Annotated in this window: 20 protein-coding genes and 1 tRNA gene; 16 read left to right on the top strand and 5 right to left on the bottom strand. The window is 72.1% G+C overall.

The genetic code is table 11. The annotated features are described in order from the left end of the window. Positions 1-83: 83 nt before the first annotated feature. Both AB0J74_RS09295 and AB0J74_RS09290 read right to left on the bottom strand, forming a co-directional pair. Positions 84-1,454, bottom strand: coding sequence for a cystathionine beta-synthase (locus AB0J74_RS09295; RefSeq protein WP_363446313.1), 1,371 nt, complete (start codon positions 1,452-1,454; stop codon positions 84-86). Positions 1,455-1,519: 65 nt separating this feature from the next. Continuing rightward, on the bottom strand, positions 1,520-1,876 hold the full coding sequence (locus AB0J74_RS09290) for a YkvA family protein (protein WP_363446312.1): 357 nt from the start codon (positions 1,874-1,876) through the stop codon (positions 1,520-1,522). Positions 1,877-2,033: 157 nt separating this feature from the next. On the opposite strand from AB0J74_RS09290, the gene AB0J74_RS09285 reads away from it, so the two are divergent. The 3 genes from AB0J74_RS09285 to AB0J74_RS09275 all read left to right on the top strand — a co-directional run bounded on the left by AB0J74_RS09285 (position 2,034) and on the right by AB0J74_RS09275 (position 5,263). Next, a complete protein-coding gene (locus AB0J74_RS09285) occupies positions 2,034-3,137 on the top strand; it encodes an SGNH/GDSL hydrolase family protein (RefSeq protein WP_363446310.1) in 1,104 nt (367 codons plus the stop codon). Continuing rightward, complete coding sequence (locus tag AB0J74_RS09280; protein ID WP_363446308.1) at positions 3,134-3,928, top strand: SGNH/GDSL hydrolase family protein; 795 nt, start codon at positions 3,134-3,136, stop codon at positions 3,926-3,928. Before AB0J74_RS09285 ends, AB0J74_RS09280 begins: the two co-directional genes overlap by 4 nt. 72 nt (positions 3,929-4,000) lie before the next feature. Beyond that, entirely contained in the window at positions 4,001-5,263 is a 1,263-nt protein-coding gene (locus AB0J74_RS09275; RefSeq protein ID WP_363446306.1) for an acetyl-CoA C-acetyltransferase, read from the top strand. 847 nt (positions 5,264-6,110) lie between these two features. Here AB0J74_RS09275 and AB0J74_RS09270 read toward each other — a convergent pair. Beyond that, positions 6,111-7,001 (bottom strand): ABC transporter substrate-binding protein, encoded by an 891-nt coding sequence (locus tag AB0J74_RS09270; RefSeq protein WP_363446304.1) that lies wholly within the window; start codon positions 6,999-7,001, stop codon positions 6,111-6,113. After that, positions 6,994-8,832 (bottom strand): hypothetical protein, encoded by a 1,839-nt coding sequence (locus AB0J74_RS09265; protein ID WP_363446302.1) that lies wholly within the window; start codon positions 8,830-8,832, stop codon positions 6,994-6,996. The genes AB0J74_RS09270 and AB0J74_RS09265 overlap by 8 nt, the downstream gene beginning before the upstream one ends. Before the next feature lie 84 nt (positions 8,833-8,916). On the opposite strand from AB0J74_RS09265, the gene AB0J74_RS09260 reads away from it, so the two are divergent. From AB0J74_RS09260 to AB0J74_RS09245, 4 genes are all read left to right on the top strand, one after another. Continuing rightward, positions 8,917-8,997 (top strand) — tRNA-Leu (locus tag AB0J74_RS09260). 95 nt (positions 8,998-9,092) lie between these two features. Next, positions 9,093-9,893: a Bax inhibitor-1/YccA family protein gene (locus AB0J74_RS09255; protein WP_363446300.1), complete on the top strand. Its 801-nt coding sequence runs from the start codon at positions 9,093-9,095 to the stop codon at positions 9,891-9,893. Between the two features lie 88 nt (positions 9,894-9,981). Beyond that, the gene (locus AB0J74_RS09250) at positions 9,982-10,743 is read left to right on the top strand and encodes a Bax inhibitor-1/YccA family protein (RefSeq protein ID WP_363446299.1); all 762 of its coding nucleotides are present in this window, start codon (positions 9,982-9,984) and stop codon (positions 10,741-10,743) included. Positions 10,744-10,752: 9 nt separating this feature from the next. After that, complete coding sequence (locus tag AB0J74_RS09245) at positions 10,753-11,073, top strand: hypothetical protein (RefSeq protein WP_363446297.1); 321 nt, start codon at positions 10,753-10,755, stop codon at positions 11,071-11,073. Here the strand turns inward: AB0J74_RS09245 and AB0J74_RS09240 are convergent. Beyond that, positions 11,070-11,903, bottom strand: a complete 834-nt coding sequence (locus AB0J74_RS09240) for an alpha/beta hydrolase (RefSeq protein WP_363446295.1) — start codon at positions 11,901-11,903, stop codon at positions 11,070-11,072. The two genes, AB0J74_RS09245 and AB0J74_RS09240, sit on opposite strands and share 4 nt — an antisense overlap. Positions 11,904-11,993: 90 nt before the next feature. On the opposite strand from AB0J74_RS09240, the gene AB0J74_RS09235 reads away from it, so the two are divergent. From AB0J74_RS09235 to AB0J74_RS09195, 9 genes are all read left to right on the top strand, one after another. Then, entirely contained in the window at positions 11,994-12,326 is a 333-nt protein-coding gene (locus tag AB0J74_RS09235; RefSeq protein WP_363446293.1) for a PadR family transcriptional regulator, read from the top strand. Beyond that, positions 12,323-13,330 carry a hypothetical protein gene (locus AB0J74_RS09230; protein WP_363446291.1) on the top strand — a complete coding sequence of 336 codons (1,008 nt, stop codon included), beginning with the start codon at positions 12,323-12,325 and terminating at the stop codon, positions 13,328-13,330. The genes AB0J74_RS09235 and AB0J74_RS09230 overlap by 4 nt, the downstream gene beginning before the upstream one ends. A gap of 176 nt (positions 13,331-13,506) precedes the next feature. Beyond that, positions 13,507-14,205 carry a dienelactone hydrolase family protein gene (locus AB0J74_RS09225; RefSeq protein WP_363446289.1) on the top strand — a complete coding sequence of 233 codons (699 nt, stop codon included), beginning with the start codon at positions 13,507-13,509 and terminating at the stop codon, positions 14,203-14,205. A gap of 9 nt (positions 14,206-14,214) precedes the next feature. Then, positions 14,215-14,955 (top strand): uracil-DNA glycosylase, encoded by a 741-nt coding sequence (locus AB0J74_RS09220; RefSeq protein WP_363446287.1) that lies wholly within the window; start codon positions 14,215-14,217, stop codon positions 14,953-14,955. A 2-nt stretch (positions 14,956-14,957) separates the two neighbouring features. Then, positions 14,958-15,722, top strand: coding sequence for a DUF4129 domain-containing protein (locus AB0J74_RS09215; RefSeq protein ID WP_363446285.1), 765 nt, complete (start codon positions 14,958-14,960; stop codon positions 15,720-15,722). Continuing rightward, positions 15,719-16,354 (top strand): hypothetical protein, encoded by a 636-nt coding sequence (locus AB0J74_RS09210; protein ID WP_363446283.1) that lies wholly within the window; start codon positions 15,719-15,721, stop codon positions 16,352-16,354. Before AB0J74_RS09215 ends, AB0J74_RS09210 begins: the two co-directional genes overlap by 4 nt. Continuing rightward, positions 16,351-17,397 (top strand): MoxR family ATPase, encoded by a 1,047-nt coding sequence (locus tag AB0J74_RS09205; protein WP_363446281.1) that lies wholly within the window; start codon positions 16,351-16,353, stop codon positions 17,395-17,397. The genes AB0J74_RS09210 and AB0J74_RS09205 overlap by 4 nt, the downstream gene beginning before the upstream one ends. Next, positions 17,394-18,734, top strand: coding sequence for a DUF58 domain-containing protein (locus AB0J74_RS09200; RefSeq protein ID WP_363446279.1), 1,341 nt, complete (start codon positions 17,394-17,396; stop codon positions 18,732-18,734). Before AB0J74_RS09205 ends, AB0J74_RS09200 begins: the two co-directional genes overlap by 4 nt. Beyond that, positions 18,731-19,297 carry a hypothetical protein gene (locus AB0J74_RS09195; RefSeq protein ID WP_363446277.1) on the top strand — a complete coding sequence of 189 codons (567 nt, stop codon included), beginning with the start codon at positions 18,731-18,733 and terminating at the stop codon, positions 19,295-19,297. Before AB0J74_RS09200 ends, AB0J74_RS09195 begins: the two co-directional genes overlap by 4 nt. Positions 19,298-19,354: the final 57 nt, after the last annotated feature.

Genomic DNA, 19,354 nt, shown 5'->3' with positions numbered 1-19,354 from the left:
ACCTCCAAGGAGCAGTATTCACCGCGAATAGGACAGAGTTCGCGTTTTAGGTTAAGTCGCGCTAAGTCGGTCTGACCAGGCCGTCAGCGGGCACCAAGGTGTGCCAGCAGGTCCTGCCGGGTGATCACACCCTTGGGCTTGCCGTCGATCAGCACCAGCGCCGCGTCGGACTTCTCCAGCAGCGCCACCGCCTCGCTGACCGGCTGGCCGCCGCCGATCATCGGCAACGGCGTGTGCATGTGCTTCTCGACCATGTCGTGCAGGTGGGCCTGGCCGGTGAACAGCGCGTCGAGCAGTTCCTTCTCGACGATCGAGCCGGCGACCTCGCCGGTCACCACGGGCGGCTCCGCCTTGAGCACGGGCACCTGCGACACCCCGTACTCCCGCATCCGGTCGATCGCCTCGCGAACCGGGTCGGTCGGGTGCACGTGGACCAGTTCGGGCATCTGACCGCTCTTGCCGGCGAGCACGTCGCGCACCGTCGGCTCCTCGCCGCCGGTCGACAGGAAGCCGTAGCGGGCCATCCAGTCGTCGTTGAAGATCTTCGACAGGTAGCCGCGGCCGCCGTCGGGCAGCAGCACGACGATCACGGCATCGGGGCCGGCGCGGTGCGCCACCTCGAGCGCGGCGGCGACCGCCATCCCGCACGAACCACCGACCAGCAGGCCCTCCTCACGGGCCAGCCGCCGGGTGATGTCGAACGAGGTCTTGTCGGAAACCTCGACGATCTCGTCGCAGATCTCCCGGTCGTAGGTGTCGGGCCAGAAGTCTTCGCCGACACCCTCGACCAGGTAGGGCCGGCCGGTGCCGCCGGAGTAGACGGAGCCCTCGGGATCGGCGCCGATCACCTTCACCGCGCCGCCGGAGGCCTCCTTGAGGTAGCGGCCGACGCCGGAGATGGTGCCGCCGGTGCCGACGCCGGCGACGAAGTGGGTCACCCGGCCGGCGGTCTGCTCCCAGATCTCCGGGCCCGTCGTCTCGTAGTGCGAGCGCGGGTTCTCCGGGTTGGCGTACTGGTTGGGCTTCCAGGCACCGGGGATCTCGCGGCTGAGCCGGTCCGAGACGCTGTAGTAGGAGCGCGGGTCCTCCGGCGCGACGGCGGTCGGGCAGACCACCACCTCTGCGCCGTACGCCCGCAGCACGTTGCGCTTGTCCTCGCTGACCTTGTCGGGGCAGATGAAGACGCAGCGGTAGCCCTTGAGCTGGGCGACCAGCGCCAGCCCGACCCCGGTGTTGCCGCTGGTCGGCTCGACGATCGTGCCGCCGGCCTGCAGCAGGCCGGCCTTCTCGGCGGCCTCGACCATCCGCAGGGCGATGCGGTCCTTGACCGAGCCGCCGGGATTGAAGTATTCGACCTTGGCCAGCACCGTCGCGTCGATCCCGGTGGCGACGTTGCGCAGCCGGACGAGCGGCGTGTTTCCGATGAGGTCGACGACGTTGTCGTAGTAGCGCACGGCGTTGTGCCCTTCTGGGTCCGCCCCGCCGGGACAGCGGGTCGATCCCAGCCTACGTGCGCAGGTCAGGAGAGAACGGTGCCGGGTATTGTCGCCTTCCGCCTGGCCTCCCAGACCAGGAACCGCTCGGTTTCGCCGAGCACGCTGCCGGCCAGCCAGGTCACCATCACCAGGTCGTCGACCAGCCCGAAGACCGCCAGAAACATTTCGGGTACGAAGTCCAGCGGCGAAACCACGTAGATCGTCGCGGCGGTCATCAGGGCTAGGCGCATACCGCCGTCGTACTCACCGCTGGCCGTTGCTTTGATCATCCGAGGTAGGGCCGCGAGGCGGGTGCCCAGGCCGGGCCCGCCCCGGGCGCCGGCGGTCAACGCCCGGCCGAGGGCAACGAATGCCGCGCTGCGCTTCAAGGTCTTCGCCATCGTGTTTGGACCTCCTGGGCATCATGATGCCCAGAACGCGCCACCCCGAACCGCTGCGAGGTTTGTTCCGCAAAACACCTGCCGCGGCGTGCAGCACCTTTTCGACGCCAACGGAGTTAGCCTCGTAGCCGTACATCACGCATGGGGGGCACAGCCAATGGGGGCAGCCGAGGCAGCGGCCTGGCGCACGGCCGCCCGGACGGCCGCACGGTTCACGGCGGTCGGCGCGGGCGTCACAGCGTTCGGAGCGGTGGCGGGAGCCGCGCTCATCGTCGGCCAGGCCGAGCAGGCCCGTCGCCGGATCCCGCAGGCGCAGGAGCCGCCGCCGCGGGGTGACGGTGTCTACGGCACCCGGTTTCCGGGCGAGCCGATCGAGATGGTGGTCCTCGGCGACTCGTCCGCCGCCGGGTACGGCGTGCACAAGCCCCGCGAGACCCCCGGCGCCCTGCTCGCGACCGGCGTCTCGCGCCGGCTCCAGCGCCCGGTCCGGCTGCACCGGCACGCGGTCGTCGGCGCCCTCTCGGCCGGCCTGCCGCACCAGGTCGAGGCCGCCCTGGAGCGCACGCCACACCCCGACCTCGCCGTGATCATCATCGGCGGCAACGACGTCACCCACCGCACCAGCACCCACATCGCCGTGCGGCACCTGGTCAACGCGGTCCGCAAGTTCCGCGCCGCCGGCGCCCGGGTGATCGTCGGCACCTGCCCCGACCTCGGCACCATCCAGCCGATCCAGCCGCCGCTGCGCTGGCTCGCCGGCCGATGGAGCCGGCAACTGGCCGCCGCGCAGACCGTCGCCAGCGTCGAGGCCGGCGCCTGGACGGTCTCCCTCGGCGACCTGCTCGGCCCGCGCTTCGCGGCCGAACCGGCCCGGATGTTCAGCCTCGACCGGTTCCACCCGTCCGCCGACGGCTACGCGCTCGCCGCCGCCTCGATGCTGCCAACCGTGCTCGCCGCGCTCGGCGCGCCCGAGGAGCGGATGGCGCTGTCGGCCGGCGAGGGCGTCCGCTCGCTGCCGCAGGCCGCGCAGGAGGCCGCCCGCCAGCCCGGCACCGAGGTCAGCGGCACCCAGGTCGCGGGCCGCGACCGGGGCCCGGCCGGCCGCTGGGCCACCCTCCGCCGTCGCCCGACCGCGTGGTTCACCCCGGGCGCGAGTGGAGCTCGTCGCCTGTTCGGGAACCTGCGAGGAGCCGCGCCGACGTTACCCTTGGAGCAGGAGCGCGAAGACGCGCATCCGTCCACGGTGGAGGAGTTGGCATGACGTCACGCGGTCTGGTCGGCTGGATGGGCCGAACGGCCGCGATGACGCTGGCCGCCGGCACCCTCGGCGGTGCGGCCCTGCTCGCCGGCGAGTTCATGGCCGCCCGCAACCGCCGCTACGCGCAGCCACAGCTCGGCCTCGCGCTGCGCACGACCGTCGGCCGGGAGGGCGCGCCCGAGGTGCGCCTGGTGCTGCTCGGTGACTCGACATCGCTCGGCGTGGGCGTCGACGACGTCGGCGACACGGTCGGCGGCCAACTCGCCCGGCTGCTCGCCGACGAGGCCGGCGTGCGGGTGCACCTCTCCTCGGTCGGCGTCTCCGGTTCGCGCTCGACCGACCTGGCCACCCAGGTGGCCCGCGCCCTGCTCGGCGAGCGGCCCGACCTCGCGGTGATCCTGATCGGCGCCAACGACGCGACGACGCTGCGCCGGCCCGGCGAGTCCGCGGCCTACCTGGCGGCGGCCGTGCGCCGACTGCGCGACGCCGGCGTCGAGGTGGTCGTCGGCACCTGTCCCGACCTGGGTGCGGCCCGCGCCATCGACCAGCCGCTGCGCGAGATCGCCGGCTGGTGGGGCCGGCAGACCGCGGCCGCACAGGGCCGCGCGGTGCACGCCGCCGGCGGTGCCGTGGTCGACCTGGGCGCCGAGACCGGCGCCGTGTTCCGCGCCGACGCCGGCACACTCTGCTACGACGGCTTCCACCCCTCGGCCGACGGCTACCGGGTGTGGGCACACGCCCTGCTACCCGCCGTTTCGGCGCTGGCCGGGCTGGGCCGTTCCGCCGCTTCCTAGCTACCGCGGTCGCCCATCGGATTGAGAGGAATCGCATCCTCACGGCTGGCGGATCGCGGGTTAACGTGGGATATGGCCATCCAGTCGGACCGCGACGCCGTCATTGTCGCTACCGCTCGCTCCCCCATCGGTCGGGCTGTCAAAGGGTCGCTGCGGGAGCTGCGGGCCGACGACCTGACCACGACCATCGTGCGGGCCGCCCTCGACAAGGTGCCCGAGCTCGACCCGACCACGATCGACGACCTCTACCTCGGCTGCGGCCTCCCCGGCGGTGAGCAGGGCTTCAACATGGCCCGGGTGGTCGCGACCATGCTCGACCTCGACGGCCTGCCGGGCGCCACGATCACCCGCTACTGCTCGTCGTCGCTGCAGACCACGCGGATGGCGTTCCACGCGATCCGGGCCGGCGAGGGCGACGTCTTCATCTCCGCCGGCGTCGAGTGCGTGTCGCGGTTCGCGCGGGGTTCGTCCGACTCGCTGCCGCCGGAAGCGCAGGCACTGGTCGGCGGCGGGTGGGACAACCCCCGGTTCGCACCGGCGCGTTCGCGCACCAAGGCCGCGGCCGCGGGCGGCGGCGAGGTGTGGCACGACCCGCGCGCCGACGGTGAGCTGCCGGATGTCTACCTGGCGATGGGCCAGACCGCGGAGAACCTCGCGCAGGTCAAGGGCGTGAGCCGGGAAGAGATGGACGAGTTCGGCGTACGCAGCCAGAACCTCGCCGAAAAGGCCATCGCCGACGGTTTCTGGGCCCGCGAGATCACCCCGGTGACGACCCCGAGTGGCACGGTGGTCTCCCAGGACGACGGCCCGCGCGCCGGTGTGACCCTCGAAGGCGTGGCCGGCCTCAAGCCGGTCTTCCGCCCCGACGGCCGGATCACCGCCGGCAACTGCTGCCCCCTCAACGACGGCGCCGCGGCCGTGATCGTGATGAGCGCCGGTAAGGCCCGCGACCTCGGCATCACCCCGCTCGCCCGGATCGTCTCCACCGGCGTCACGGCCCTGTCCCCGGAGATCATGGGCCTCGGCCCGGTGGGCGCCTCGCTGCAGGCCCTGCAGCGGGCCGGCATGACCATCGACGACGTCGACCTGGTCGAGATCAACGAGGCCTTCGCGGCCCAGGTCATCCCGTCCTACCAGGACCTGGGCATCCCGATCGACAAGCTCAACGTGATGGGCGGCGCGATCGCGGTCGGCCACCCCTTCGGCATGACCGGCGCCCGCATCACCGGCACGCTGATCAACTCACTGGACTGGAACGACAAGACCATCGGCCTGGAAACGATGTGCGTAGGCGGCGGCCAGGGCATGGCGATGGTGTTGGAGCGGCTGAGCTGAGTTTTGGAGGGTTCGCTTCGTAGCCCTCGGTAGGGCACCAGGATCTCCGGACGGGGACAAGCCCGGTCTTCCTTTCGGTAACCCGTGCACCGGTCTGGAGATCCTGGCCTGTCGGCATACGCCGACGAGGAGCGTTGTCTTTGCCAACGTGGCCGCCTGCCGGCCCGTGACGGAGGCGCCGCGTCGGCGGCCAACTGCGCCTTTCCCACGCCGTCGCCTTGCCCGAGCCTCGGGGTGTCCCGGTGCCGACACCCGACTCACGCTCCGACCGCGACGACGGCCGCGACCCCGGCTGCGACCGCGACGCCGGCTACCACCGCGACCGCGACGCCAGCTACGACCCCGACCGCGGCTACCACCGCGACGCGACGCCAGCTACGACCCCGACCGCGGCACCACCGCGACCGCGACGCCGGCTACGACCCCGACCGCGGCTACCACCGCGACCGCGACGCCGGCTACGACCCCAGCCGCGGCTACCACCGCGACCGCGACGCCGGCTACGACCCCAGCCGCGACTGCGACCGCGAGCGCGAGGTCGGCACGACCCTGACCGCGGCTACGACCGCGACCCGCCTACGACAGCGGCCCGTGACTGCGACCGCGAGCGCGAGGCTGGCTACGACCCCGGCTGCGTCCGCGAGCCGATCTATGACCGCGACCCTGACCCGACCGCGGCTGCGACCACGGCCCCCGCCCCGACTCCGGACACGGCTGCGACCCTGACCAGACCGCGGCTGCGACCGCGACCCGGCCGCGACCCCGGCCACGGCTGCGGCTGCGGCCCCGGGCCGCGACTGCGGCCCGGGCACGACTGCGGCGAGGATGCGAGCAGGGATGTGGGGGTTCAGGCGACGCGGGTGATGCGGTTCGGGGGTGGTTGGGGTGTCGCGTCGGGGTGGAGGATCGCGGCCAGGGCCTCGACGCCGTCGATCAGGCGGGGGCCCGGGCGGACGATCAAGGCGTCGGCGTCGATGGCCCAGACCGCGGTCGACGGGAAGTGGTGCAGCACCGTTCGGGCCTGGTCCGCGGCACCGGCCAGGTCGTAGCCGCACGGCGCGACGATGACCACGTCCGGCGCGGCGGCCTGGAAGGCCGGCCACGTGGTGGGGGCCGAGCGGGCACCCGGGTGCGCGACCACCGGGGTGCCGCCGGCGGCCGCCACCAGGTCGGGGATCCAGTGCCCGGCGCCGAACGGTGGGTCGGTCCACTCGATCACCGCGACGCGGGGTGTTCGCCGGCCGGCGACCGCGGCCGCGACCGCCGACAGCCGGGCGTGCAGCGACGCGACCAGGGTCGCGGCCTCGACCGGCGCGCCGGCCCGGTTGCCGACCGTGAGGATCGTGTCGAGGACGTCGGCCAAGGTGTGTGGGTCGAGGGTGAGGACGTCGGCGCGGCACCCCAAGTGGTCGAGGGCGTCGGCCACGCGGCCTGCCGGGAGGGCGCAGACGCGGCACAGGTCCTGGGTCAGGATCAGGTCCGGGGACAGGTCGGCCAGGGCGTTCGCGTGCAGGGTGTAGAGGTCGGTGCCCGTGGCGGCCGCCGAGCGGACGTAGGCGTCGATCTCACCTGGGGTCAGGTCGCGGGTGTCGCGGCCGCCGACGACCACGGCCGGCGACGGGCGGCCGGGCGGGACCGTGCACTCGAAGGTGACGCCGACCAGGTCGTCGCCCAGGCCGAGGGCGTAGACGATCTCGGTCGCGGAGGGGAGCAGCGAGACGAGGCGCAGGTCAGCCAACCTTCCAGGTCGTCACGTCGGCGATGCGCTTGCCGGGGCCGAGCAACTGCTCCAGCGTCGTGCGCAAGGTGGCCTCGTTGACGGTGCCGTCGGCCAGCACCACGCACTGGGCCTTCCAGAACGCGAAGTCGGCGCGGGCCTGTGCGCGTTGGAAGTCGCCGATGCCGGGCACGATGCCCTCGGTCGCGGCCTGGGTGAACAGCTGCGACGTGGGCTGCTTGAAGGTGCCCATCGAGGCCGTGCCGTTGGCGCCGTAGGGCGCGATGAAGAAGCCCTCGGGGATGGCGAAGCCGGCGTCGGCCGCCGCTGCCCAGCGCATCGGGCCGGGCTCCCGCGGGTTGGCCGCCGGGACCGGGATCATCACGCCGCCCGGCGAGACGCACTCGCGCCAGAGGCCGCTGCTGATGAACTCGGGGACCGGGGCGCGGTCGATGACCGGCGTCGGCTTGGGGAAGATCGGCACCAGGGCCAGCGCGACCAGGACCGGGACCAGCACCCGGCCCGGCTGCCAGCTCAGCTTGAGGGCCGTGTCGACCGCCACGACCAGGACCGTCGCGATCAGCGGGATCAGCGCCAGCGCGAACCGCATCGGCAGGGCACCGTCGACCACCGGCAGGCCGAGCAGGAGCCGGTAGGGGCCCCAGATCTCGGTGCGGGTGCCGTTGACGACCAACTCGGGGCCCAGCGACAGCGCCGCCATCACGACCGCGGCGATCGCGCAGGCCAGGATCAGCGGGCGACGGATCAGCCAGATCGCGCAGCCGACCGCGACCAGGATCAGCGGCCAGCCCAGGAACGTGTTGTATTCGGCGGCGCCGGTGCTCAACCGGGCGCTCTCGGCCCGGCCGAAGACCGACAGCGGCGAGATCGTGGCGAAGCTGGCCAGGTCGGCGGAGAAGAAGTGCGGGCTGAAGACGCCGTTGGGCACGCTCTGTGGGCCCTTGAACTGGAACCACAGCGGGTAGAGCAGCATCGCCAGCGACAGCCCGAATCCCACCGCCAGGCCGCCCGCCGCGCCGGCGAGCACCCGGCGGCTGAACCGTGGCCGGACGCCGAGGTAGACCAGCGTCATGATCACTAGTGTGAGCGCGCTGAGGAACAGCACCTCTTCGCCGATGAAGACCTGGATCGCGACGGTGATCGCGAGCACGACCCCGAAGATCACGATGCGGCGCCAGTCGCGACCGCCCTCGCGGCCGGCGTTGGCCGGGTGCCGCGGGTCGGCGGCGCGCAGGATGCTGACCACCGACCAGACCAGCACCGGCACCAGCCAGAGAGCGGTCATGTGCAGGTGGCTGTTGTTTTGCGAGATCATGCCGGGCGCGAAGCCGCAGAAACCGCCGCCGATCGCCGCGGCCAGCCGGTGGGTGCCCAGCACCCGGCGGAACAGCAGGTAGAACGCGACCGCCGTGAGCCCGAGGGTCAGCGTGGCCAGCAGCGCGAAGGTGACCGGCGCGCCGAACAGCAGGGTGACCGGGGAGAACAGCGCACCGAGGGCGATGACCGTGGTGTTGGCCATCAGGTTGACACCGTCGGGCGCGTTGAGCCGGTCGGTGAGCAGCGAGAAGTCGCCGTGCAGGACCCGCGAGTCGACGGCCAGGAACCACTCGTAGAGCGTCTGGTCTTCCGGGTTGAGGCCCAGCGCCCGGTTGGTCGGCGACGGCCAGAGGCCGTGCATGATCCAGAACGCCAGCAGCAGGTAGGCGAGGCAGATGCCCAGGCTGGGCAGATGGGGCCGGAGCCGGGCGACGGACCAGCGCGAGGACCGACCGGCCACCGGCGTCTGGTCGGCGGGGTCGGCCTGCTGCGCGGCGCGGGCAGTGCTGGTCACGCGCTAGACCCTAGTATGCGCAGCGGCGCAGCAGGTGCCGCCTCCACCGTAGCTGTGGATAAGCGGTTACCGTGACAGGAATACGCCCGGGTGGTGGAACGGCAGACACGGCTGCCTTAAAAGCGGCTGCCGAAAGGCGTGCGGGTTCGAGTCCCGCCCCGGGCACAGCGTCCACCCCAGACGAACAGCTTTGCGCGCACTTAGGGCCGGCTTACCAGTACCCTTTGGGCACTCAATTCTTCCTCAGGGAGGCCGTAACTGTGAAAACGTCCAACCCCGTGCTCGCAGGGCTGGGCCAGGCGGCGGAGCGCGAACGCGCAGCCGGCCAGCCGGGGTACGCCCAGCCGTACCCGGGCGGCGCGGGTGCCTATCCCGCCGCGCCGCCCGCGGTGCGACCGATGTCGATCGATGACGTCGTCATCAAGACCGTCGCGCTCCTCGCGATCGTCGGCGTCGCCGGCGCCGTCGCCTGGAACGTGATCCCCGATTCGCTCCTCCGTCCCGCCTGGATCGGCGCCGCGCTCATCGGCCTGGTCCTCGGCCTGGTCATTTCGTTCATGCGGATGGCCAACCCGGCGCTGATCGTCACCTACGCGGTGGTCGAGGGTGTCTTCGTCGGGCTGGTCAGCAAGTTCTACGAGGAGATCGCCGGCTACCACGGCATCGTCCTGCAAGCGGTCGTCGCCACCTTCGGCGTCTTCTTCCTGATGGCGATGCTCTACAAGGCCAAGGTCATCCGGGCCACGCCGCGGTTCATCCGGTTCATGGTGGCGGCGCTGGCCGGCGTCTTCGCCGTGATCATGATCAACCTGGTGCTGTCCCTGTTCGGCTTCGACACGGGCCTGCGCGACAACGGTGCCCTGGGCATCGGCTTCAGCCTCGTCTGCATCGTGATCGCTTCGCTGAGCTTCGTGCTCAGCTTCCACGAGGTCGAAGAGGGCGTCCGGATGGGCCTGCCCGAGCGCTACTCCTGGGTCGCCGCGTTCGGCATCCTGGTCAGCCTGATCTGGCTCTACCTCGAGGTGCTGCGCCTGCTCAGCTTCCTGCAGGGCGACGACTGACCCGAGATCGGCCGGAAAGCGCCCCCGCGTCGCACGACGTCGGGGGCGCTCCCATTTTCCGGGGTTAAAGTCAATCCGGGGGTACGCGATGCGAAGTTCGAACCCGGTCCTGACCCACCTGGACGACACCGCCCGCACGGAGCGCCAGGTGCTCGGCCAGGCACCGGCCAGCCAGGCGATGACCATCGACGACGTGGTCGTCCGCACGGTCGCGCTGCTGGTGCTGACCACCGCGGTCGCCGCCGTGTCGTGGTTCACCATCCACGGCGGCCCGGCCCTGCGCTTCGGCATCATCGGCGGCTCGATCGGCGGCATCGTGCTCGCCCTGGTGATCAGCTTCCGGCGGATCACCAACCCGGCCGTGATCAGCCTCTACGCGATTCTGCAGGGCGTGCTGCTGGGGGTGGCCAGCCGCGGTTTCGAGGAGCTCTACCCCGGCATCGTGATCCAGGCGGTGGTCGGCACGCTCGGGGTGTTCCTCGGCATGGCGGTGCTCTACAAGCTCCGGATCATCCGGGCCACACCGCGGTTCACCCGCTTCGTGATCGGTGCGCTGATCGGCGTGGTCGTGCTCGGCTTCGCCAACCTGATCGTGTTCTGGGTCAGCGGCCGGCAGGGCCTGGAGGTCTACACCCAGACCGGCCAGGTCGGCTGGGTGCCCTACGTGTTCGCGATCGTCTGCATCGGCGTCGGCGCGCTCACCTTCATCCTCGACTTCGCCGCCGTCGAGCAGGGCATCCGCTACGGCCTGCCGCGCCGCTACGCCTGGTACTGCGCATTCGGCATGCTGGTCGGCCTGATCTACCTCTACTGGCAGATCCTCCGCCTGCTCAGCTACATCCGGCGCTAGATTCGGCCGGTGACTGACGAGGATCTGGGCCGCACCGTCGACCTGCTCACCCGGCAGGTTTCGCACTGGGAGGCGCCACGCTGGTCCGCGCCCGCGGCGGCCGGCGAGGGCACCCGCGGCGACGCCGTCTACCACCTGGTCCAGCGCCTGGCCGACCTGGCCGCCGACGTGGAAGGCAGGGTCCGCCAGGAGGTGCCGCGGCTCGCCAGCGACACCGCACTGCCCGACCAACTCCGGGTGGTGGCCGCCGACCTGGTCGCCGCCGACCCGGCGCCGGAGGTGCTGGTGGTCGCCGCGACCGACGTGGCCGCCGTCCGCGCTCTCCTCTAGACCCTGCTGAAGCCGCCGCCCCACCAGGTGGTGACCAGGTCGGCGTATGTCGACGGGGCCTCCTCCCAGGTGAAGTGCGCGGCGTCGATCACGTCGAGCTTGCTGTGCGGCAGCCGGTCGTGCAGGAACTCGGCGTTCGACGGCGGCACGGCGCGGTCGTCGCGGCCGGCGATGATCTCGACCGGCGTCACCAGCTGGGGCAGCCGGTCACGCAACACCGGAAGATCTTCCGGGTACGCCCGCGCGTAGCTCATCGACTCGACGAACCGATCGCCCTCGTACGACGTGAGGTAGTCCTCGCGGATCTCGCCGGGTAGGTCGTACCCCTCGATGGTGTCGAGGGCCTGGCTCACGATCTCGCGGCCGTCCACGTCGCGGTATTCGTCGATGCTGTCGCTGAGCACCCAGTCGCGCAGCGGCCCCTCCAGCGTGATCGGCACGCTGCTCGCCCCGCTGCCGACGACCAGGCTGCGGATCCGGCCGGGATGGTCGGCGGCGGCGAACAGCGCGGTGCCGGTGCCCACGTCGGGCCCGACGACATGCGGCTGCTCCAACCCGAACTCGTCGGCGACGCGCACGACGAACTCGCCCATCGCGTGCGGCGACATCATCTTGTCGCGCCGCTGGGACATCCCGAATCCCGGCAGGTCGATGGCGACCAGATGGGTGTCGGCGGAGAGCTGGGGCCACATCTGGTCGAACGCGTAGACGCTCTCCGGCCAGGGGCTCAGCAGCAACGCGTCGGCATCGCGCGGCGCGCTCTCGGCATACCGGATGTTGAGCCCGTCGATGGTCCTGAACCGCGGTGTGATTTGTTGGTTTTTGGCCATTTGTCGACACTACGCTGATTTGCCGGATTCACCCACGGGTGCTATCTCGTTCTTGACACTACCTCGCAGTGCGGAGTAGCTTCCTCCACCGTGGACACCACCCAGCTGCTCAAAGGGGTGCTCGACCTCGCCGTGCTGGCCGTGCTCAAGGACGAAGACGGTTACGGCTACGACATCCTGCGCCGGCTCCGCACCGCCGGCCTCGACGAGGTCGGCGACGCCTCCGTCTACGGCACCCTGCGCCGGCTCTTCCAGGCCGGGCTCCTGACCACCTACGTCGTGCCGAGCGAGGAAGGGCCGCACCGCAAGTACTACGGCCTCAACGCCGCCGGCCGCGACCAGCTCAACCGCGCCGGCAAGACCTGGCGAACCTTCGCGTCCACGATGGACGCCCTGCTCGACGAACGGGGGGTGGCGGCATGAGTGTCGCGACTGAGCAGGAGGCCTACCTCGACGCGGTCCGGCGGGCGCTGGCCGACCTCGACCCGGCGACCCGCGACGAGTTGCTCGAAGACCTGCCCGAGCACCTCGCCGAGGTGGCCGCCGAGGGCGAGTGCCCGCTGGTCGACCGGCTCGGGCCGCCCGAGGCCTACGCGGCCGAGATGCGGGCCGCCGCCGGGATCGCCGAGCCGGCCTCGACGCCGCGCGGGCTCGACGACCGGGTCGCGTCCGCGGTGCGCCGGGTCCGCGGCACGCTCGGCGTCGCCGACCGCAAGGCCGGGCCGGTCTTCGGGTACGCGCGGGCGAGCGAGTTCCTGCGGATGCTGCTGCCGGCCTGGTGGGTCCTGCGCGGTTACCTGGTCGCGATGCTGATCACGGTGGCGACTACGAGCGGCATCGGACTGCTACCCCGGCTCGGCGGAAGCACCCTGGCCGCGGTGCTGATGCTGGTCGTCTGCGTGCTCGCGTCGATCTGGCTCGGCCGCCGCGAGGCCAGCCTGCCGCCGGTGCCCAAGACCGTCGTCGTGCTCGCCGGCGTGCTGCTGTTCGTCTTCGGTGTGGTCGGCTTCGACAAGGCCGACACCAACGGCAGCGGTTACGTCGATTTCGGCCAGCCGCAGAGCGTCTCCAACAACCCCTACGAGTATGTGCAGGACGTCTACGTCTACGACGCGAACGGCAACCCGCTGACCAACGTCAGCCTCTTCGACCAGGACGGCAACCCGATCAGGATGGGCGATCCCTACCGGTGCGGCACGTCCTACCGCTACCAGACCGATGTCGGTGCCACCGCCGCCTATCCCTACTGCCCGAACCAGTCGCCCTACCAGATCGCGCCGCGGCCGGGCGTGCCGGTCGTGGTCGCGCCGACACCGGAGCCGACGACAGAACCGACGACCGAACCGACAGCCGGGCCGACAGCCGTCCCGACACCCGAGTCGACGGCCGAGCCGACCGGCGTGCCGACACCCGGTCCGACGAACTGATCATCATATTTACCGTCATCGACAGCGACGTGGCGTGCACCGAGCGCGAAAATCGAGGTGTATGCCACGTCCCCGTCGTCTTTCGTTCGCCCGTACGGCATGGCAAGGTTTTGGCACCGCTACCCGCGGACCGCAAGCGGCAGCCGACGATGTCTGACCCGACAGGAGGACGGCCCATGGGTATGAAGGTCAGTTACCCGAGTGCCGGGGGCACCACCGACGGCTATCTCGCCGTGCCGGACGGTGCCGACCGGTCCACACCCGGCGTGATCGTGCTCCACGAGGCGTGGGGCCTGGTGCCACACGTCACCGGGATCGCCGACCGGTTCGCCGAGGCCGGGTTCGTCGCGCTCGCGCCCGACCTGTTCCGCGGCCGGGCCACCACCGACCCCGAGCGCGCCCGCCAACTCGTCGCCGACCTGCCGCTGGAGCAGGCCGCCGCCGACATCACCGGCGCGGCCGAGTTCCTCGCCGGTCGACCCGAGGTGGCCGGCGAGATCGGCGCGGTCGGCTTCAGCATCGGCGGCAGCCTGGCGCTGTGGGCGCCGGCGCTGTCCGATCGGGTGACGGCCGGTGTCGGCTTCTACCCGTCGCTGCCCTGGGCACGACTCAACCCTGACTGGTCCGGCTACGCCGGCAAGCACGCGGTCATCCACTGCAGCGAGGAAGACGGCACCTCCACCGCCGCCGAGGTGCGGGCGGCGGCCGCCGCGATCGAGGCGGCCGGCGGCACCGTCAAGCTCTACGACTACCCGGGCAGCCGGCACTCGTTCTTCAACGACGACAGCCCGGCCAGCTACGACCGGGTCGACGCGGTGACCGCGTGGGCCCGCACCATCGAGACCGTGCGGAGGCTCGCGCCGACGGTGGTGTAGGAACAAGCGGTGGTGCACACTCCCGCCGAGGTCGTCGCGCGTGCTGCCGGGTCTGCCGACCTGGCAGCGCTCGACGCCGCCGAGATCGACTGCTTCGCCTGCCCGCGCCTGGTCGCCTGGCGCGAAGAGGTCGCCGCGACCCGGCGGGCGTCCTTCCGCGACCAGGTTTACTGGGGACGCCCGGTGCCCGGCTTCGGCGTCGCCGACCCGCGGATCGCGATCCTCGGGCTGGCGCCGGCCGCGCACGGCGGCAACCGCACCGGGCGAATCTTCACCGGTGACCGCTCCGGCGACGTGCTGTTCGCCGCGCTGCACCGCGCGGGCCTGGCCAACCAGCCGACCAGTGTGTCCGCCGACGACGGTCTCGCGCTGCACGACCTGCGGATCTTCGCGTCGGTGCGGTGCGCGCCGCCAGACAACAAGCCCACACCGGTCGAGCGCGACACGTGCGCGCCCTGGCTCTGGCGGGAACTGGAACTGATAAAACCGACTGTGCGCGTCGTGGTCGCGTTGGGTGCGTTCGCGTGGGCAGCGTGGTGGCCGGCGATGAGCAGGGTGTACGGCGGCACGCCGCCCAGTCCGCGCCCCGCGTTCGGTCATGGGGCACACTGGACGAGCCCGACCGGTGGATATCCCCACCTGCTCGGGTGTTACCACGTCAGCCAGCAGAACACCTTCACCGGCCGGCTGACACCCGCGATGCTCGACGAGGTCTTCGCTCGGGCCAAGGAGTTGGCCGAGGGGGCATAGGCATGGATCTGGCGTCCCTGCGCCGCTGGTGGCCGCTCGCGCTGGTGATCGGCCTGCTCGGCCTCGCCGCGCTCTCCGCGGGCCACTCGTCGCTGCAGATCGGCCAGGTCGAGTCGGGCACCGCGGCGCCCCCGCCGGCCGCGCAGGAAGACTTCAGCACCCCGGTCGCGCCGACCTTCCCGCCGACGCCGGAAGAGGTCGCCGCCGCCGAGCCGAGCGAACTTCCCGGCTGGCTCGCGCCGGCGGCCGCGGTGCTCTGCGCCGCCGCCGTGCTCGTCGTCATCGTGCTGGTGGTCTGGCTGCTGGTCCGCGACGGCCTGCGCCGGTTGCGCCGCCGCCCGGTCCGCTACACCGAGGAGAAGCAGGCCGCGCCCAACGCCGACCAGGTGGTCGCCGCCGTAGACGCGGGCCTGACCGACCTGTCCGACACCGACGGCGACCCGCGCCGCGCGGTGATCGCCTGCTGGCTGCGGCTGGAGCAGGCGGCCGCCGCCGCCGGCACGCCGCGGCAGGTCGGCGACAGCCCGACCGACCTGGTCGCCCGGCTGCTGCACGCCCACCAGGTCAGCGCCGACGTGCTGGCCGCGCTGGCCGGCGTCTACCGCGAGGCCCGCTACGCCACCCACACGGTCGACGACCGGATGCGCGCCCAGGCCCGCTCGGCGCTGCAGCGGATCCGCACCGAGTTGACAGACACGTCGGGAGTCCTCGGCCACCCGGATGCTGCCGCCTCCGGGCGCCCTCCGGTCAACGAGGTGTCGGCATGACCCATCCCGCCGCAGCGGACTACGACGACGACCTCGACGACCGGGTCGACGACGAGACGCTGATCGACGACCTGTTCACGTTCGAGGCCGACGACGAGGCCGGGCCGGTCGCCGAGCGCTCCGCCACCGGCCTGCGGTGGTGGGTCAAGGCGGTCTTCGTGGCCGCCGCGCTCGCCGCCGTCGCGGTGTTCGCGCTGCGGCTGTTCGGCTACACCGTGCCGGTGCCGGCGGTGGTCGGCGTGATCGTGGCGCTGATCGCGCTGCGCCGGGTGACCACCTCGCTGGTGCCGCCACAGCTGACCCGCAACCGCCGGCGGTCGTCGGCGGGCACCGAAGACGGCACCTACAACTTCACCGACCGCGACGCGCTGCGCACGGTGGTCGGTCGCTGGGAGCGGCTGCTCCAGCGCGCCGGCAACGACAACGGCTCGGCCCGGGCCGTCCACCGCACCCTCGCCGACCTGGCCGACGAGCGGCTGCGACAACGGCACGGGCTGACCCGGGCCGGCGACCCCGACCGGGCCCGCGCGCTGCTCGGCGAGCCGCTGTGGGCGTTCCTCGCCACCCCGCCCAACCGCAACCTGGCGCCGCGCGACGCGGCGGCGTACGTCCAGTCATTGGAGAGGTTATGAAGGACCTGGTCCCCGTGCCCGTCTACGAGGTCGGCCGGCTGGCGCGGGCGGTGCTCGACTCGGTCGGCACGGTGGTGGTGGGCAAGCGCGAGTCGCTGGAGTTGGTCCTGGCCGGCATCCTGGCCGGCGGTCACGTGCTGCTCGAAGACCTGCCGGGGCTGGGCAAGACGCTGACCGCGCGCTCGTTCGCGCAGGCGCTCGGCCTCGACTTCCGGCGGCTCCAGTTCACCCCCGACCTGCTGCCCGCCGACGTGACCGGCTCGTTCCTCTACGACCAGCGCCGGGCCGACTTCAGCTTCCGGGCCGGGCCGGTGTTCACCAACCTGCTGCTGGCCGACGAGATCAACCGGACGCCACCGAAGACCCAGTCGGCGCTGCTCGAGGCGATGCAGGAGAAGCAGGTCTCGGTCGAGGGCGTCACCTACCGGCTCGACCCGCCCTTCCACGTGCTGGCGACGGCCAACCCGATCGAGTACGAGGGCACCTACCCGCTGCCCGAGGCCCAGCTCGACCGGTTCCTGCTGCGGGTCTCGTTCGGCTACCCGAACCGCGACGAGGAATGGATCGTGCTCCAGCGGCGGATGTCCCGCCGGCGCGAAGAGGCCGAGTTGGAGCCGGTGGTCGACGCCGGCACGCTGCGCGGCATGCAGGCGGCGATCGAAGACGTCGCGGTCGAAGACTCGATCGGCCGTTACATCGTCGAGCTGACCGCGGCCACCCGCGCGCACGCCTCGGTGCTGGTCGGCGCCTCGCCGCGTGGCTCGCTGGCGTTGCTGCTGCTGGCCCGGGCCAAGGCGGTGCTCGCGGGCCGCGACTTCGTGGTGCCGGAAGACGTCAAGGAGGTCGCGCTGCCGGCGCTGGCCCACCGGATCACGCTGCGCCCGGAGATGTGGCTGCGCCGGGTCGACCCGTCCTTCGTGGTCTCCGAGGTGCTGGAGCAGACCCCGGCACCGGCCAGCGGCGCGCTGCCCAGCTACCACGCGACCAACGGGGGCGTGCACCTGGCCGAGGTGCCGACGCCTTCCCGGCACGCCTCGCAATGACCCTGCTGGCCGCGGGCGAGGCGGACGCCGCCACCGACGAGCCGCAGTGGGTGCCGACCCGCGCGCTCGGCCGGGCGGTGCTGCTCACCGGCCTGCTGCTGATCGCCGGGGTGCTGCTCGGCCGGGTCGACCTGGTGGTGATCGCGACGCCGTTCGCGATCGGCACCGCCTTCGCCCTGCGCCGCCGGCCGGCCGCGGTGCCCAAGGTCCGGCTCGGCACCGACGACAACCACCACGTCGAGGGAGCCGCGCTGACCGCCGGCGTCCAGGTGGTCAACCGCGACACGGTCGGCTACGACCTCGTCGTCGTGCGTACCCTCGTCTCGCCCTGGCTCAGGGTCGAGAAAGCCGACCGGCCACACGTGATCACGGTCGCCCGCGGCGGCTCGAAGGAGATCGAACTCGACGGCGAGGCACAGCGCTGGGGCCGGCACCCGCTCGGCCCCGCCTCGGCCCGGATCACCGCGTGCGACGGGCTGATCGCCGGCCGGCCGGTGGTCAGCGGCGCCCGCAACGTGCGGGTCTATCCGATGACCGAGCCGTTCGACGCCGACGAGGCGATGCCCCGCGCGGCCGGCCTGGTCGGCGGTCACCGCTCCCGCCGGCCCGGTGAGGGCGGCGAACTCGCCGGCGTCCGGATCTTCGGCCCCGGCGACCGGCTGCGCCGGATCGACTGGCGGGTGTCCCTGCGCACCGAGCGGCTGCACGTGGCCGCGACGCTCTCCGACCGCGACGCCGAGGTCGTGCTGCTGCTCGACGTGCTCAACGAGGCCGGCCGCTCCGGCGGCGTCAACGGCTCCGCCTCGGTGATCGACACGACGGTCCGGTCGGCGGCCGCGATCGCCGAGCACTACCTGCACCGCGGCGACCGGGTCTCGCTGCTCGAATACGGCCCGGTCGCGCGCCGCCTCCGCCCGGCCACCGGCCGCCGCCAATACCTGACGGTGCTGGAGTGGCTGCTGGACGTGAAGGTCTACCCGGCCGATTTCCAGCCCTACGAGACGGTGTTCGGCTCGCAGGTGCTCTCGCACAACGCGCTGGTCGTGGTGCTCACCCCGTTGATCGACACCCGCTCGACCGAGATGCTGGCCCAACTGGCCCGCTCGGGCCGCTACGTGGTGGCCGTCGACACGCTGCCCGACGCCGCGGCGGCGCCCAACCGCGGCCCGTGGACGGAGATCGCCAACCGGGTCTGGCGGCTGGAGCGCGACAACATGATCGGCCAACTCCGCGAGCACGGCGTGCCCGTGGTGTCCTGGGCCGGCGCCGGCAGCCTGGACGCGGTGCTGCGCGACGTCGCCCGGCTGGCCTCGGGACCGAAGGCGGTGGGTCGATGATCGGGGCGCTGACCGGCCGGTTCCGCGCGGCGCAACTCGCCGTCACGCGGGCCACGCTGATCCCGCTGCTGGTCCGCTCCGCGGTGTTCGTGGCGTTCCTGGCAGCGATGGGGTTCGCCTTCCCGCCGGCGATCTTCTTCGCGCGTACCGTCGCCGCCCTCGTGGTCGTGGCCGCGATCCCCGCCTTCGCGCCACGCGGTGCGATCACCACGCTCCTGATCGTCGGGATCGTGGTCGGCTGGGTGGTGGTCACCGCGGAGGTCGTCGAGGGCATCCAACTCTGGCGGCTGCTCGGCCTGTCGACCGCGCTCTACCTGGCGCACACGCTGGCCGCCCTGGCGGCGGTGCTGCCGACCGACGCGGTGGTCGCGCCGGAGGTGCTGGCCCGCTGGGTGGCCCGGGCGGCGGCGGTGGTGCTGGCCGCGGCGGTCTGCGGCGTGCTGCTGGTCTCGATCGCCGGAGCCGGCGGCGACAAGGTGCTCACGGCGGCCGGGCTCGGCGGCCTTGTGGTGGCCGTCACGGTCGCAGCAGTGCTCGGCTGGCTAGTCAAGCGTCGAACCTGAACAGTAATGGAGGTCACGTTGTTGTCCTCCATCACAAATGGCCCTTCGGATGCGAAT

Source organism: Asanoa sp. NPDC049573 (genome assembly GCF_040676615.1).
In the GTDB taxonomy this organism is placed as follows: Bacteria; Actinomycetota; Actinomycetes; order Mycobacteriales; family Micromonosporaceae; genus Asanoa.
This window is presented reverse-complemented; position numbering and strand designations above follow the sequence as displayed.

Excerpts from the sequence above, each read along its gene's own strand:
- AB0J74_RS09290 (WP_363446312.1), bottom strand. The coding sequence starts at position 1,876 with ATGGCGAAGACCTTGAAGCGCAGCGCGGCATTCGTTGCCCTCGGCCGG.
- AB0J74_RS09285 (WP_363446310.1), top strand. The coding sequence starts at position 2,034 with ATGGGGGCAGCCGAGGCAGCGGCCTGGCGCACGGCCGCCCGGACGGCC.
- AB0J74_RS09280 (WP_363446308.1), top strand. The coding sequence starts at position 3,134 with ATGACGTCACGCGGTCTGGTCGGCTGGATGGGCCGAACGGCCGCGATG.
- AB0J74_RS09275 (WP_363446306.1), top strand. The coding sequence starts at position 4,001 with ATGGCCATCCAGTCGGACCGCGACGCCGTCATTGTCGCTACCGCTCGC.
- AB0J74_RS09250 (WP_363446299.1), top strand. The coding sequence starts at position 9,982 with ATGCGAAGTTCGAACCCGGTCCTGACCCACCTGGACGACACCGCCCGC.
- AB0J74_RS09240 (WP_363446295.1), bottom strand. The coding sequence starts at position 11,903 with ATGGCCAAAAACCAACAAATCACACCGCGGTTCAGGACCATCGACGGG.
- AB0J74_RS09230 (WP_363446291.1), top strand. The coding sequence starts at position 12,323 with ATGAGTGTCGCGACTGAGCAGGAGGCCTACCTCGACGCGGTCCGGCGG.
- AB0J74_RS09225 (WP_363446289.1), top strand. The coding sequence starts at position 13,507 with ATGGGTATGAAGGTCAGTTACCCGAGTGCCGGGGGCACCACCGACGGC.
- AB0J74_RS09215 (WP_363446285.1), top strand. The coding sequence starts at position 14,958 with ATGGATCTGGCGTCCCTGCGCCGCTGGTGGCCGCTCGCGCTGGTGATC.
- AB0J74_RS09210 (WP_363446283.1), top strand. The coding sequence starts at position 15,719 with ATGACCCATCCCGCCGCAGCGGACTACGACGACGACCTCGACGACCGG.
- AB0J74_RS09205 (WP_363446281.1), top strand. The coding sequence starts at position 16,351 with ATGAAGGACCTGGTCCCCGTGCCCGTCTACGAGGTCGGCCGGCTGGCG.
- AB0J74_RS09200 (WP_363446279.1), top strand. The coding sequence starts at position 17,394 with ATGACCCTGCTGGCCGCGGGCGAGGCGGACGCCGCCACCGACGAGCCG.
- AB0J74_RS09195 (WP_363446277.1), top strand. The coding sequence starts at position 18,731 with ATGATCGGGGCGCTGACCGGCCGGTTCCGCGCGGCGCAACTCGCCGTC.